Origin of the sequence: Bacillus sp. FSL W8-0640, from assembly GCF_038007725.1 — a bacterium.
Lineage (GTDB): Bacteria > Bacillota > Bacilli > Bacillales > Bacillaceae_G > Bacillus_A > Bacillus_A cereus.
The window spans coordinates 3,684,293-3,698,412 of record NZ_JBBOXT010000001.1 but is presented as its reverse complement, the minus strand read 5'-3'; the positions used below and the strand labels follow the sequence as shown (position 1 = coordinate 3,698,412).

The window sequence follows — 14,120 nt, the reverse complement described above, 5'->3', positions numbered from 1 at the left end:
ACAAGTTACATATGTACTAAGTTCATTGTAACCATTTGAAAACTAAATATGGAGGCGAACAGATATGGGAACAAGCATATACTGCAATTCAGCGATAGGGGAATTATTACAGAATGCTAGAGAATGTTGTGACAATGTTCAGCTGAAAACGAAGAAAGGGCTATCTAAGTACCTTGGTATTACACATGAACGATTAACTCGTATTGAATCTGGACTTTCTAAACCAGAATTTGAACTTGCGATGGATTGGTGCCATGCAACAGGAGCAAAGTTGAATCAACAAGCGATCAAACATATTTATGGTGTTGGGTTACCGCCTACAGATCCACGTTTAACTCAAGATGTGAATTTACAATTGATGAACTACATTAAGCAAGCTGAAGAGGGGATTGCAGCAGCAAAGGAAATCATGAACTTACAAGTTACAACAAGATCATAGAAGCATGATGAAAAAAAGAAACATGAATACGCAGTTCATGCAAAAGAAATCTTCGATACAATCCAGGCTACTCAATGTGTAGTACAAGCTCTTGAACAAGTTCATTTTGGCATTATGGATCAAATACAAAGAAGTTGGTTGCAAAAGGCGATGGCGGAGAACGTTATTATTCAATCGGTCGATAGCTTAATGAATTTAACAAAGGTGCTTTGAGGGAGGAAGGAAAATGACAGTAGATTATAAGAAACCTAGTTTAAGAGAATATAAGGAATTAATTCGTTATGATGCAAGACTAACTGGTGAAATTAAAATAGCAGAATTACTTAATGAAGATTCAAAAGTAGTTGAATTAAAGCAAGAGAAGAAATTGTTGGGGATTCGAATCAAGATTATCGAAGCGTCATTTATTTTGAAACATAAATGGGTAAATAAAAAAGCTACCGCCTAGACAACAGTAGCTCTGAAAAATATCGTAAAGCAATTATAACATTATATAAATCATTTGGACAAGCCACTGTGCTTGTCGTTATGACCAGAAAGGGATTATTCCTCCTTATACCCTACAATGTTTCTTTCTGGTTGTAACGATGCGTACAGCATCCATAAAAGAAGAAATGAGGTGTAGATGATGGAAACGAAAAAGAAGGCTCCTGAAATAGATTGTCAGGCTAGGAGAAATGAATTAATAAACAATTTATTTATATAAGGGAGAATATCTTTAAACGAATCTAGAACGTTAATAGGGCTAGAGCCAATTGAAGACCCTAGCCATGAGAGATTATTTAAAAAGTTGAATGTAATATCCAACTAGTTGTCCAGGTTCTTCCAAACGCGATAATGGTTCAACTTCCATGCGTAGAGATTTGCAAGCAACTGGTATTAATTTAAGAAACTCTTCTTCCGAAATCTCGTATTCAAAGATAGTCAGTAGACAGTGGCGAAGTTCCATAGAAGTTATTTTATTAAAACTGCCGCCTAAGAAAAGCATACTGTACTTTTGCATTGTTGATTTTAAATCTGATTCAGAATCGATTGCTAAAGAAGATTCCCTTAACTCTTTAAGAACGTCAATAATTTTTTCTAACTTATCCATTTTATCACCTTCCTTTCAAGGAAGATTATACCAAAATAATAGGTTTTTAGATATTTTTATTAACTAGACAAGCACTGTGCTTGTCGTTATGACCAGAAAGGGATTGTTCCTCCCTTACCTACAAAACTCCTTTCTGGTTGTAACGATGCGTACAGCATTAATTTAATTAGAAAGGAGATGTAATTTATGAATAATAAAAACAATTATCTTCATGATCTAGTTCTTCCAGGAGATTTCTCATTCGCTAATAAACTTCGTAACTGTATGAGTGAATGTATTCATAACATGTTTAATGCAGAATCAACCGAAGAATCAAATCACTGGGAAGAAGAGCTGGAGCGATGTATAAGGGAATTTAAAATGCTTCGTGATACGAAAGAGGAACATGAGGCATCAATGAGTTATCGTGTAGTGATTAAAGATTTAAGAGCAAGAGGAGTTAACGCTTCGTTAGTAACACGTAGAAAATAAAAAAATTCTATCACTTGGCAGAGTGATAGAAAAATGGTCTTGCAAAGATCTTAGGATTAATTATATCAAATTAGCATTCGTATAACAACGGAGTGTGCTACATGCTTTTAGACAAATCGTTACATAGAGTGTTGCTGAACCCTAAAGTGTTTCAACAAGCAACATCAGAGCAACACCTAATTTACTTAGTAAAACAATATCTCAAAATAGGATACAAGAATTATCGCTTATTACGTGTAGAGGACGGATTCGCGATATGTAAACGGGAGGATGAATAATATGGCAGTTTATAGACCAGTACATGTTTCATTTTGGCAGGATTCATTTGTTTTAGATCTTACACCGGAGGAGAAGTATTTCTACTTATATTTGATGACAAACAGTAAGACGTCTCAATCAGGAATCTATGAGCTTCCACTTCGTATCATTGAAACTGATACAGGATATAATCGTGAAACTGTTATGAAGCTATTAGAACGTTTTGCTGAGTACGGAAAGATTAATTACAACCAAAAAACAAAAGAGCTGTTCTTAATCAACTGGTTGAAATTCAATCCAATTAAAAATGTAAACATTGAAAAGTGTGTTTTAAAAGAGATTCAATCTGTGAAGGACCAGGATTTTTTAGTTGATTTCTATGAAACTTGCTTGCAATTAGAACGAGAACAAGATTTTAAAATCCCTCGTATTAAGGAGTATTTATCAGTCCGTTTGGAGGGGCTTATAAGGGGCTTTCAAGACCCTAGCAAGGAAGAAGAAAAAGAAAAAGAAGAAGAAAAAGAACAACAACAAGAAGAACGCGCAGGCGCGGAAGAAGTTGTTGAGGTTAATCCAATTTCTTTTTACGAGCAAAACTTCGGATTCATTACACCTTTTATCGCAGATGGTATTTATGCTTGGATAGATGATTTAAATGCAGAGTTAGTTATTAAGGCTATGGAGATTGCTTTAGAGAAGAATACGAGAAACATGTCTTACGTAAATACGATTTTAAGAGATTGGCATCTTAAAGGCTTTAAAACAGTAACTGATGTTGAGGCAGCTGATAAAGCATTTCGTGCTCAGCGATTAACGAAAGCTCAGCAACAGACACAAACACCTTATCAACAAAAAGGCTTATCGGAATCTACTAAAAACGTAATACAGCAGCAACAAACATGGGAGCAGAACATTCCAACAGAAGAAGAACTTGCAGTACTTAACCAACAGAATGCGTGGTTGGCCAAATGAGTAACGATATGATTCGCAATGTTGAAGCTGAACAAAGTGTTTTAGGTAGCATAATTCAAGAAGGCGATCTAATTAAAGATTGTCAACTAAAGGTAAAACACTTTTCTTTACCAACACACCAAGTAATTTTCAAAGCAATGAGAGAATTAGAGGATGCTGAGGTTCCGATAGATCTTGTTGCTCTCATTGGAAAATTTGATGAAAGCTTTATGCATCAAATTGGCGGAATCGAATTCTTTGTAAACCTGACAGAAGTTGTAACAACAACTAAGAACTTCTCGTACCACGAAGGTTTAGTGATTGAGACTTGGAAGATGAGACATGCTCAAGAGGTTGCTGGTAACTTATATAACCGCCTTCAGCAAGATAGGGATATGAGTGCTATTAGTACATCAATTGATGAATTAAGCGCCATTGAAGAAACGGGTTACTCGGATGAATTTAACTTGAAGGATACGCTTGTTGATTTGTATAAGAACATGCAAATTGATGTAGGAGATTTAACCGGTATACCAACTGGCTATGACGACCTGAACAGAATGACAGCAGGGTTACAAGAAGGCGATTTAATTATTATTGGGGCCCGACCTTCAATGGGGAAAACAGCATTTGTGTTAAACGTTGCTTTTCATGCGGCAAGTGCTCATACAGCAACAGGAATCTTCTCGCTCGAGATGGGGGAGGAACAGCTACTTAAGAGGATGATTTCAAGTACTGGAAATATTGATGCTACGAAATTAAAGAATCCTAAGAAGCTATGTAATTTAAAGGATTGGGAAAAGATTAGTCAAGCGATGGGATTGATTAATGATTTGCCATTAGAAATTTACGATAAAGCAAATGTAACGATGCAAGAGATTTATGCAAAGGCTAGGAAATTAAAGCGTAAGTACCCTGATAAAAAGGTGTTAATTGCAATTGATTACTTGCAGCTTATTGTAGGGGATCCAAAGCATAGAGGGAACCGCATGCAAGAAATCGGTGAGATTAGTCGTAAGTTAAAACTGATGGCAAGAGAGCTAAATGTATGTGTAGTTGCATTATCACAGTTAAGTCGTGCTGTAGAAAGTAGACAAGATAAGAGACCATTGTTATCAGATTTACGTGAGAATGGTCAAATTGAGCAAGATGCGGATTTAATAGCATTCTTATATCGTGAAGATTATTATGACCGCGAGACAGAAAATAAAAACATAACAGAAATTATTTTAGCGAAACAAAGGAACGGTCCAGTTGGTGTTGTTGAACTAGCATTCATTAAAGAATTTAGTAAGTTTGTAAATTTAGAGAGAAAGTCCAATCATCAGCAGGAGGCTTAATCATGTTGTTACGTCAGGAAGTAGAACGTAGAAAACTAATAATCATTCGTAAATTATTGGGTTTAGGATTAGCTGAAATTAACGGACAAACATTAGATCAATTAACGTTAACGCAGCTTGAAGGAATTTTAATTGCAAGCTTGCAGGTATTGGAGGGACAAAACAATGCCAAAACAATTAACAATTTTTGATGTGGAACCAGTTGTATCATTTGATCCTCAGAAAGCTCATATTCACCGTTTGAATTCAAGATTACGGTATGCAGATGTGGTTGTACAAATACCACGTCAGGCCAAGGCGATTGATGAATTAAAACCAACGACAGCGCCTGATGAACGTTATGAGTTGTTTGAAGATTACACAATTGGGATTTGGCGTTATAAGCGAGTGGAGGATAAACAATTTGTATGGGAAGAGGCAGAAAAAATGTGTAAGCAAGCAAGGGATGAAAAAAAGCCGATTCCAATTCGGCTCCATCTATCACTGGAACAATCATTTGCTCCGGAGAATGTTGTGCAATATCTATAGACAAATAAAAAAAGATGAGATTACTCTCAACTTACTTCGACAAAGTAATTATAACATATGGGAGTGATCTTGGTGGGAATTAGAAAAGAAAATATTGTTGAAATGACAGCTGAAATAGATTTGAAAATAAACGGAATATATATCGTTAAAAATGGTCGGGTTCAGCTAATAGAACCACCTCAAAGTGGATTTGGTGAACAATCATTTGTATATCAAAGTGGAAAAGTAATTCGGATGGAAGAGCGGAAAACACAGTTATTATAATCAAATTTGAATTTTATTAAGAAAGAGAGATAGGGAATGTAATTCGTAAAAAGGCGTTTTACTAGATTAGGAACACTAGCAAAACGCCTTGTGGGTAGTACATCATACCCATCAAGCTAACCAAAATAGGTGGCTCGACTTGAACTAGCAATTGTACCTGCCCAACCGCTAAAAACTACTAATAATTAAAAAAACTTTTTACATAACAATTTAATCCTTTATAGAAAACTACGAGGGGTTAAATTGTTCAAAGAGTATTCCATTTGAGGTCTAATTAATTTAAGTTCTTAAATGAAAATTTGAGGGAAACATTCACGAACACCAGAATTTCTTAATGAATTAAATAATGCTGCACTGATTCTTAATAGGACGTTGTTATCAGTTCCATCTTCTAAATCGTATATTACAAAGTATGAGTTATCGACTGTGAAAATACATTTTCGTTCTAATTTAAATCCAGGCGGTACAGTTGGAAGTGTATCAACTGGTACAATTACAGGTGTATCTCCTTCATCTCTGATAAAATTGAAAGTTTGCTCGTCAATTTCATAGATATTAACTGGATCAATTTCTACACCTTTATCTGGAATTGTAATTTCATCTTCAACTAATAAGAAAAAACGTTGGTTTCGAAAATTGAAAAGAGATCTTGCTCCAATTTCAAATGATGCCATTTTATATTAACCTCCTTAGCAACTTTTTATAGGTTTAAAGTTACTTTTATACAATATGTTAGATTAATAGATTTGGTTACGGCACGTACTACGTAAATTACTAAATTAGGGGTCTCGCCCTTTGTCTATCAAGCTAAGGTTATGAAGTATTCCAAAAACGATAACAGAGCTTCGGTGTTACAAGAAAGTTAAAATTTTCGTTCTGGGGAATCTATAAAATTTTAACTTGATGGCGATGGGGTAGTACATGTTTTTTTGGGGAAAGCGTATTAAAAAATAAATAAAAGCGTTATTTTATAGTGATGCAAAAAGAGTACATATCGAATATGTACTCTTGAAAAAAGGAAGTGTAAATAAGTGATGAAACACTATACTACAACATATGCTTGTCTCATTTAAAAGTGCAAGGAATATAACAAAATAGTTATTTTGTTATATAAAAAACATGCACAAAAATTGTGCATGTAAAGTAAAAGCTATGTCTTGTCTATGTAAATATATGCTTAGTTTATATAAATCGTGTGTATGTTTGAACGAAATGGTTATTTGCAAATATAAAGAGCGCTTTTTAAGGCGCTCCATGACCAAAACTAAAATTGAAAAAGAATACCACATGATATTTTATGTATGTTCTTAATACATGTGCAAATCTTTCTTTTGCACAACAAAGCAGCTAGTTAATAAAACTAACTGCTTGTTGTACAAAAGAAACGCTGCGCTTACAGAAATAGTTTGTAACTTTAAGTTACAAAAATAGTATGAACAGGTTTGAAAATGTTATGCGGAAATGAAAGAAAATAAAAAAGAGCACCATGCATAAGTGCTCTTTAAGATAGGAGGTAACACTTTGAGCTGGATGTTTAGGTTAAAAGTATATGATGTATAAACGGAATAAGACCTAAAACTTATTTTTAACTAAATACAAAAGAGCAGCTAGCAAAAGCTAACCGCTTCATTGTAATGCACTGAGGAATTTACTAAACATACATATTATGAGTTGTAACTACAAGTTACAACTCATAATATGAACAAAATTGAAACTATTATACAAAAAAGAAAACTAAATAAAAATTTCATTTTGTGGAAATAAAAAACCCTAGTTTCCTAGGGTAATGGTATAACAGCCAAATATATTTTATTCTTTTATATCGTAACTTAATATTACGTTAAAAACATCAGGTAAGTGTAACCAATTGCAGAAAATAAAAGAGCAGCTAGCAAAAGCTAACTGCTCAAATAAGGAAATCGGAGAAAGATAACCATGTGTCTACATTATTGACGGAATATTGAGTTTTATTCAAGGAATAGATATTCATAATTTTTAAATAAACGATAATATCTATGTAATACACGGAATATTTAAAGTTTATAAGGGAGAAAGGAGGTATAGGTGGTATGAAAAAAAAGAATAACAGGGTAGTTAGGGTATTTATAGCAGGTCCATTTTTTAATGATGAACAACTTAACAGGATAAAGAGACTAGAAAATGCGCTTGGTAACAATCCTTTTGTTGCAGATATTTTTTCAGCTAGATTTTATCAACATGAACATTTAACTTTTGGATCTATGGAGTGGAGAACTGTAGTTTTTCATAACGATTTAAAATATTTAAGAAGAGCGGATGTAGTAGTGGCAATTCATGATTTTGTGAATGGATGTGTAGATAGTGGCACGGCTTTTGAACTTGGTTACGCATATGCATTCCAAAAGCCTATTATTTTGATAAAAGAAAAAGAAAGTATACCTAATCTTATGTTAATTGAAAGCTTACATGCCTATCTGGCAAATATAGAAGATATTGTGACGTATGACTTCATTAATATGCCACGTATTCCATATAAAGGGCCACTAGTGTGAATTTTTTCAGTCTCTTAGATGTATTAAGAGACTGGTTTATTTAATAAAACTCAACAAAATAATCCTTTTCTAATAAAAGGTTACTAAAATATGAGAAAATGATATAATAATCCAAATTACACATTTAGTCCTACTGGAAGAACCGGCGGACATCGAACTATAAGAGCATTAGTGATATTGCTCTGTAGTTTGGTGTCCGCTTTTATGTTTTTATTAACAAAATATATAAGGGGTGTTTTTATATATGACGCAATTAACTTTCTTACCTAAAATTGATCGCAAAGCAACGCAGACTCGTTTAGAAGAGATTCTTGAAAATGTTCGTATTTATAGACAATTTGGGATGATTAGACATGAGATGAAGGTTACAGCATCTAGCGAGGTAAGATATCACGGTCCAACAAATATAGTAGGGAAGCCAGCTGAAGATATTGCTTTAGCAAATGTTGCTATGAGTGAAAGAGAAGTGAAACTACAACGTTTATCTTTTCAAATTGATAAGGCCTTAAGTCGTTTTAGTAAAAACCAAAGGGATATTATTGTAAAACGATATTTAGAAGATGAAGAAGTCTTTGATTACATGATTTATAACGAAATTGGTATGAGTGAGCGTACGTATAGACGGAATAAATCTAATGCTTTTTATAAATTAGCTTTTGCTCTTAGATTAGAAGTATATGAGGCAGAAGAAAGTGGAGGTAATGAATAATGAATTTTGTTCAACCAATACGTGACCCAGAGCAAATACAGCAGTTAAAAGAGTATTTTAAGGAAAAGAGCTTACGTAATTACATTCTCTTCATTATGGGTATTAATACAGGATTGAGAATCTCGGACATTTTGAAATTGAAAGTAGGAGATGTCAAAGGTAGTCATATATCTATGCGGGAAAAGAAAACAGGGAAACAGAAGCGAATACAAATTACTGCAGCACTGAAAAGAGAGCTTAAATGGTTTATCGAAGAAAGGGAAGATAATGAGTACCTATTGAAAAGTAGACAAGGTAGAAATCGTCCAATCGGTCGTAGCATGGCATATAAGATATTAAGTGGAGCAGCGGCAGAGTTTGGATTAGATGAAATCGGAACGCATACCCTAAGAAAGACGTACGGGTACCATATGTACATGCAAACAAAAAACATAGCATTACTCATGGAGATATTCAATCACTCGTCAGAGAAGGTCACGTTACGTTATATAGGTGTTAACCAAGATGCAATGGATAAAGCAATGACTAGGTTTAAAATCTAATTATTGCTTATTTCTTTTTCATTAAAAGTTAAGCACCCCAAATCCCCTTAAAAAAGTTGTATTCGGAATATTGTAACAAAATAAAAAAAAGACCCTACAAGAGAGTCTTTCATCAGCTAATATTAAGCTTTTTGAACATTAGTAGCTTGTAAGCCACGTTGTCCTTGTTCTACTTCAAACGTTACACTTTGTCCTTCGTCTAAAGATTTGTAACCGTCGATTTGGATAGCTGAGAAATGTACGAATACGTCTTCTCCACCTTCACGCTCGATGAATCCAAAACCTTTTTCTGCATTAAACCATTTTACTTTACCTTGTTCCATAATTGTTGCCTCCTAGTGTGGATACCCACACATATGTTACTACCCTTGCTCAAATACCTTAGACGAAAAACAAAATTTATTCTTAATCTCAAGCCAAACAAAAATAGGTCTTTCTTAAATTAACACACTTTCTAAAAAATAGCAAATTTCAAAAATAAGTCCTTATGGTAATTAGCTACTAATAGTTGTTGCTGAAGAAAAAAGTCACTATGATAGTCATCACAGCAAGAAATTGCCAAAGGATCTCAACAATATCGTTGGTTTGATTTTTTTAGACATTCAATAACTGATAAAATTAGCTATTTTCGAACTGAATTTTACTTCTGGTAACGATAATTATGTAAATAAGCTGTCCATATGGGCAGCTTATTTTATTTTTTTGCTTAGCGTAGGTTATTTTGCAAAATGCTGGTGGTATCTCTATACAGTTACTCATAATTTTCGTACTGTGTAACTCAAAAGACAAAGTTAAATGAAATCAATGATACTAAGGGATTTCACGATAGGGTCAGTTACACACAATATAAGATATGGGTAATTTGTTATTATAGTATAATGTGTATATAGTTTTAGTTGTAATGAGGAGGGAGCTAGATAAAAGTGAAGAAAGTATTTTACGAAGAGGTTATTATTGAGAATCTACAAGAAGTTATCATGAAGTTGAAATTACCACGAAGACAATTTTTTCAATTAGGTAAAACGGCGATACGTTATGATTGGGATGCAGAAGGCAGTACATTTCTTGAGTTTTATGTAGAAGAAGTAAATCGTGAGCTAGCTAAAAAAGAACTTATTGCTCTTATAAATTTATTATCTTACTTATATCATTTTGATATGATGGGATCTAATGATTTATATTTAAGAGAAATAGAGAAACCATCAGAAATACCAATTGGATTAGAGGAAGTGTCTAACCAAAATTTAAAGAATATAATAACTTTTTATAACGAATTGAACAATTTAGAGGAAGGTGTAAAGAAAAGAATTCATCGAAGTATTGCATATTATGCAAGGGCATTAAGATTACGGGATCTAACGTTACATGAAGAAGCATTTTTAGTTGTGTATAAATCGACAGAGATTATTTGTGAATATATATATTCACAACATTACAAAGAAAGTTTTAATAATGGAATTGAAAATGTTGTGAAGCATTTATTAAAGGAACATTTTGCTGAAGAGTATCAAAAAAAGGACAAAGATTTAGAAATAAGTAACGCCATAGTACGAGAGTTAAAAAAATTGGCGACAGCAAGAAGAAAAGTAATGAACTGTGTAACCTTTTTAGAGTTAGATATGTTGAAAGGGGACGTAGGAGAGATAGTACAATTTAGAAATAAGATTGGAGCACATGCTAGTAGTTCGAATAGAGAGATTCCTATGGACTTATTGATGAATGCATTTTCTCTATCATCGTTTATTATTTCAAGAATGGTTAATAAAAATGATGATATTATTGCTAGGATAAAAGGGGATCAGTCATTTTAATGGCAGAGTCGTGACCGTTTTTTGGCAGTAAATGTGCCGGTTGTTTTTGAATCAACGTGATATATTTGTATTGTGAGAAGTGGCGGAAAACATAACTCACTATGTTGTTCTTATATTTCTAAACGGTTCGTAATGATGGTACATAAAATCCGAAACCAGCAGATGGTAATGATTGAAAGAGGCATACATCCTCACAACCAAACTAAAAAATATGAAGTACACGAACAAGACTTGTCTATTTGAAACACCGCTATTTTTTTATGATAGCGGTATTTTCTATTATTGATGGTAAAACTTCATTTACCGTATTTATCTTAAGAAGGCAAGAGCGTGACGAAAGGGCAACTGATGCATGGTTGCTCTTTTAATGGTTTTATTATAGTTTTGTATTGTTTTAATTTAGAAGTGAATGCTAAAATTGTGTTAAAACAATATGGAGGATAAGTGATGGGTAATCCAAATAAAGATAAAACTTGTTTCATTATCACACCAATTGGTGATGATCAATCTGATATAAGAAGGGCTGCAGACGGATTAATAGATGCAGTAATTACACCCGAATTATTAAAAATTGGGTTTTCTAGAGAAAATATTAAAGTTGCACATAGGATGGCGAACCCAGGTTCTATAAATCAGCAAGTTATTGAATGTATCCTAGAATCAGATTTAGCTATAGCTAATCTTACTACTTTGAATCCAAATGTAATGTATGAGCTTGCAATTAGACATGCGGTTAGAAAACCTGTTATTCAACTTATTCAAAAAGGAACAAAGAAACTACCTTTCGATATTATTGAAGAACGTACAATTTTTTATGAAAATGATATGTCAGGTGTAATAGAGTTATCTAACGGTTTAAGAGAAATGTTACCCTTTGCGCTTGATGATAAAGAACCAGATAATCCTATATATAGAGTTGCAAAACAAAAGGCAATCATGCAAAAAATTACTACAAACGAAGAACCTATGCAATACATAATTGAACAAATGAATAGTCTACAGAATCAAATGTCAAAGTTAGCACCGTTAATAAATAATAATCAAGATATATATGATAGACATGGTTTAATAAGAGCGAACGGTGAAAGAACAGTATCAGTTAGATTTAAAGTTGATGATTCTATATTAAACGGTTCTGAAGTAAAGGATTCGGTAAAGGAATTTGTACGTAAGAATCCTGGCGTAGTGAGGAGTTTTGGGTTGAAAGGCAATCTATTATCTGTAGCAGTTAGTGCATCTGATCCAGAGGGAATGGAACGACTTAAAGGTTATTTAGGATTTACAAATGGAATAGAATTATTGGAGAAGGAAAAAGTTTTTCTCTAATGTATTTTAATTTAAATAAAAAGCATTCCTTTTGGAGTGCTTTTTATTATACAAAGAAAAAAGCCCTGATTAGGGCTATATACTTTTCTTCATACCGCATTGACGGCATTCTCTCAAATAGATGAAATTTTTAACGGAACTTTTGAATGCGGTATTGCCGCAATTATCACAGCGACCACTGATTTTATCAGGATGTTCTTTGTATGTGTAAATCTTACTTAGATCGTACTCTTGTTTCGGTTCTTTATTTTAAATTAGTTTCACCTACATATCAATATAATATAGCTTAAATATAATAACACGAAGCGTTCACATAGTGGATGCTTTTTATTATGGTGGATCAATTAGTAAATGAACGTTTATATTTTGTAGCAATCCTCCGTTTTATGTAGAATAGATATTACGAGAGGAGAGAGATATTTTGAGTCAGGAAATCAATAAGAAAATGGAAGCATTAGTTAGAGATTGGGGGCTGCCGGAAACTCTTAAAGAAAGAGAAGAGAATATTGAGTATCAGTTTGAGGGGAATAGAATTATTAATGAACATGAGCAAAATTACCATTGTAATGATGGGAGTGTAAAGTTTTGTCTTTATAATAAAGTAAATAATAAAGCATTGTTTACTATGGATTTTCATAAAGCTGCTAACTGGTTTGGAGAACTAGTGGGAACTAATGATAAATCAATCACATTACAATTATTATATGTTATTGATGATTCGTTGAGAGACAAAAAGATAGCTACTTTTTATGTTAGAAAACTTCAGGAGTATGCGCATGATGAGGGAATGGATTGCATTGATGTAGCTCCATACACTGATGTTGATATATTCAAAAATAATATGGATAAAGCATTAAGTAGAAGTGAATTAGTAAAATTTTATGAAAATTTAAGTACTCCTGAAATGCCTATTAGAATTAGTTTATAGTAAATTGCTATGAGAGCATTCCTTATGGAGTGCTTTTTATTTTTGAATTAAAAAGGCGGTGCTAGTAATAGATGCAATGTTACAAAACATCAAATTAAAAAAGAAACTCGAATTTCTATCTAATATAGCAAAAGAAAACCAAGAGTTAAGGGAATCGGTAAAAGTATTATCACAAACTGTGGAGGACCTAAAAGATAAGGTCGATATGTTAAGTAGACAGGTAAGTACAATTAATAGCTCAGATAACATCTTAGGTACTCTTGAGGATGCGCTTGTAAGAATAAGAGAATATGAATTAATGGAGGGTGATGAGTAATGGAACTAACTAAACTTGAGATAGCAATTGTTCTTGGCGCATTCATTCAAGGGTTAGGTGAGGAAGCGCTTGATAAGGATAATGATTCATTAAAAGAATTAGAGAAAGAGGTAGATAAGATAGTTAGTAATTCAACAATAAATCAAATGAAGGAAGCCGGTGAAAGTGTAATAGGTAAGTTCATTCATAAGTTATTGGAAGATGAAGAACAGTGACGCAATACAAAACCAAACAACAGAAGCGTAAGTTCTATGACAGTGGTGAGTGGAAGAGTATACGTGAACAGGTAAAGAAGCGTGACAACTATGAGTGTCAGGAATGTAAACGTAATGGTTGTGTTCAAACAGATACGAACGAATACAGTGAGAGTGCAAAGCGTAAAAAGATTCAACTCGTTGTCCATCATATACAAGAACTTGAACATCATCCAGAACTTGCATTAGAAAAAGATAATCTCGAAACAGTATGCGTTAATTGTCATAATAAAGAACACGGTAGAACATTTAAAAAGAAAATCAATAAATGGCAACATGATGAAAAATGGTAAAAAAGAATCGGCAATAACAATCCCCCCTTAAAATATTTCACCAAAAATTGCTCTAAGGGGCACCGG

The 14,120-nt window shown here is 33.3% G+C and carries 20 protein-coding genes and 1 pseudogene; 17 read left to right on the top strand and 4 right to left on the bottom strand.

The window, feature by feature from the left end:
- The first annotated feature begins 64 nt into the window (after window positions 1-64).
- Together N2V80_RS18965 and N2V80_RS18960 are read left to right on the top strand one after the other, a co-directional pair.
- Window positions 65-652: pseudogene (locus tag N2V80_RS18965) on the top strand (sporulation sigma factor-processing peptidase).
- A gap of 13 nt (window positions 653-665) precedes the next feature.
- Window positions 666-887 carry a hypothetical protein gene (locus N2V80_RS18960; RefSeq protein ID WP_061654399.1) on the top strand — a complete coding sequence of 74 codons (222 nt, stop codon included), beginning with the start codon at window positions 666-668 and terminating at the stop codon, window positions 885-887.
- A 330-nt stretch (window positions 888-1,217) separates the two neighbouring features.
- On the opposite strand, the gene N2V80_RS18955 is transcribed toward N2V80_RS18960, so the two are convergent.
- Window positions 1,218-1,532, bottom strand: a complete 315-nt coding sequence (locus N2V80_RS18955; RefSeq protein WP_061654397.1) for a hypothetical protein — start codon at window positions 1,530-1,532, stop codon at window positions 1,218-1,220.
- Window positions 1,533-1,718: 186 nt separating this feature from the next.
- On the opposite strand from N2V80_RS18955, the gene N2V80_RS18950 reads away from it, so the two are divergent.
- From N2V80_RS18950 to N2V80_RS18925, 6 genes are all read left to right on the top strand, one after another.
- The gene (locus N2V80_RS18950) at window positions 1,719-2,003 is read left to right on the top strand and encodes a hypothetical protein (protein ID WP_061654395.1); all 285 of its coding nucleotides are present in this window, start codon (window positions 1,719-1,721) and stop codon (window positions 2,001-2,003) included.
- A 279-nt stretch (window positions 2,004-2,282) separates the two neighbouring features.
- Window positions 2,283-3,233: a DnaD domain-containing protein gene (locus tag N2V80_RS18945; protein ID WP_061654394.1), complete on the top strand. Its 951-nt coding sequence runs from the start codon at window positions 2,283-2,285 to the stop codon at window positions 3,231-3,233.
- Window positions 3,230-4,552 (top strand): replicative DNA helicase, encoded by a 1,323-nt coding sequence (dnaB, locus tag N2V80_RS18940; RefSeq protein ID WP_061654392.1) that lies wholly within the window; start codon window positions 3,230-3,232, stop codon window positions 4,550-4,552. Before N2V80_RS18945 ends, dnaB begins: the two co-directional genes overlap by 4 nt.
- Before the next feature lie 2 nt (window positions 4,553-4,554).
- Window positions 4,555-4,743 carry a hypothetical protein gene (locus tag N2V80_RS18935; RefSeq protein ID WP_061654390.1) on the top strand — a complete coding sequence of 63 codons (189 nt, stop codon included), beginning with the start codon at window positions 4,555-4,557 and terminating at the stop codon, window positions 4,741-4,743.
- Complete coding sequence (locus N2V80_RS18930) at window positions 4,718-5,080, top strand: hypothetical protein (RefSeq protein ID WP_061654388.1); 363 nt, start codon at window positions 4,718-4,720, stop codon at window positions 5,078-5,080. The genes N2V80_RS18935 and N2V80_RS18930 overlap by 26 nt, the downstream gene beginning before the upstream one ends.
- Before the next feature lie 72 nt (window positions 5,081-5,152).
- Window positions 5,153-5,344, top strand: coding sequence for a DUF3954 domain-containing protein (locus tag N2V80_RS18925; RefSeq protein WP_000512843.1), 192 nt, complete (start codon window positions 5,153-5,155; stop codon window positions 5,342-5,344).
- A gap of 287 nt (window positions 5,345-5,631) precedes the next feature.
- Here N2V80_RS18925 and N2V80_RS18920 read toward each other — a convergent pair whose 3' ends face one another.
- A complete protein-coding gene (locus N2V80_RS18920; RefSeq protein WP_000135754.1) occupies window positions 5,632-6,018 on the bottom strand; it encodes a hypothetical protein in 387 nt (128 codons plus the stop codon).
- Between the two features lie 1,395 nt (window positions 6,019-7,413).
- On the opposite strand from N2V80_RS18920, the gene N2V80_RS18915 reads away from it, so the two are divergent.
- The 3 genes from N2V80_RS18915 to N2V80_RS18905 all read left to right on the top strand — a co-directional run bounded on the left by N2V80_RS18915 (window position 7,414) and on the right by N2V80_RS18905 (window position 9,126).
- A complete protein-coding gene (locus tag N2V80_RS18915) occupies window positions 7,414-7,875 on the top strand; it encodes a nucleoside 2-deoxyribosyltransferase (protein WP_061654386.1) in 462 nt (153 codons plus the stop codon).
- Between the two features lie 244 nt (window positions 7,876-8,119).
- The gene (locus N2V80_RS18910) at window positions 8,120-8,584 is read left to right on the top strand and encodes an ArpU family phage packaging/lysis transcriptional regulator (RefSeq protein ID WP_000192853.1); all 465 of its coding nucleotides are present in this window, start codon (window positions 8,120-8,122) and stop codon (window positions 8,582-8,584) included.
- Window positions 8,584-9,126: a site-specific integrase gene (locus N2V80_RS18905; protein ID WP_044795331.1), complete on the top strand. Its 543-nt coding sequence runs from the start codon at window positions 8,584-8,586 to the stop codon at window positions 9,124-9,126. Before N2V80_RS18910 ends, N2V80_RS18905 begins: the two co-directional genes overlap by 1 nt.
- A 122-nt stretch (window positions 9,127-9,248) precedes the next feature.
- On the opposite strand, the gene N2V80_RS18900 is transcribed toward N2V80_RS18905, so the two are convergent.
- On the bottom strand, window positions 9,249-9,449 hold the full coding sequence (locus N2V80_RS18900) for a cold-shock protein (protein ID WP_000434821.1): 201 nt from the start codon (window positions 9,447-9,449) through the stop codon (window positions 9,249-9,251).
- Between the two features lie 600 nt (window positions 9,450-10,049).
- Here N2V80_RS18900 and N2V80_RS18895 point away from each other — a divergent pair.
- Both N2V80_RS18895 and N2V80_RS18890 read left to right on the top strand, forming a co-directional pair.
- A complete protein-coding gene (locus tag N2V80_RS18895; RefSeq protein ID WP_061654384.1) occupies window positions 10,050-10,937 on the top strand; it encodes a hypothetical protein in 888 nt (295 codons plus the stop codon).
- Between the two features lie 447 nt (window positions 10,938-11,384).
- A complete protein-coding gene (locus N2V80_RS18890) occupies window positions 11,385-12,263 on the top strand; it encodes a hypothetical protein (protein WP_061654382.1) in 879 nt (292 codons plus the stop codon).
- 75 nt (window positions 12,264-12,338) lie between these two features.
- On the opposite strand, the gene N2V80_RS30560 is transcribed toward N2V80_RS18890, so the two are convergent.
- Window positions 12,339-12,476, bottom strand: a complete 138-nt coding sequence (locus N2V80_RS30560) for a hypothetical protein (protein ID WP_423739584.1) — start codon at window positions 12,474-12,476, stop codon at window positions 12,339-12,341.
- A gap of 208 nt (window positions 12,477-12,684) precedes the next feature.
- Between N2V80_RS30560 and N2V80_RS18885 the strand changes: the two genes are divergently transcribed.
- From N2V80_RS18885 to N2V80_RS18870, 4 genes are read left to right on the top strand one after another with little or no spacing between them, the layout of a single operon-like run.
- Window positions 12,685-13,191, top strand: a complete 507-nt coding sequence (locus N2V80_RS18885) for a hypothetical protein (protein ID WP_061654380.1) — start codon at window positions 12,685-12,687, stop codon at window positions 13,189-13,191.
- A gap of 58 nt (window positions 13,192-13,249) precedes the next feature.
- The gene (locus tag N2V80_RS18880; protein WP_340980374.1) at window positions 13,250-13,507 is read left to right on the top strand and encodes a hypothetical protein; all 258 of its coding nucleotides are present in this window, start codon (window positions 13,250-13,252) and stop codon (window positions 13,505-13,507) included.
- Complete coding sequence (locus tag N2V80_RS18875; RefSeq protein ID WP_061654378.1) at window positions 13,507-13,722, top strand: hypothetical protein; 216 nt, start codon at window positions 13,507-13,509, stop codon at window positions 13,720-13,722. Before N2V80_RS18880 ends, N2V80_RS18875 begins: the two co-directional genes overlap by 1 nt.
- Window positions 13,719-14,054, top strand: coding sequence for an HNH endonuclease (locus tag N2V80_RS18870; protein ID WP_061654376.1), 336 nt, complete (start codon window positions 13,719-13,721; stop codon window positions 14,052-14,054). Before N2V80_RS18875 ends, N2V80_RS18870 begins: the two co-directional genes overlap by 4 nt.
- The last annotated feature ends 66 nt before the right edge of the window (window positions 14,055-14,120 follow it).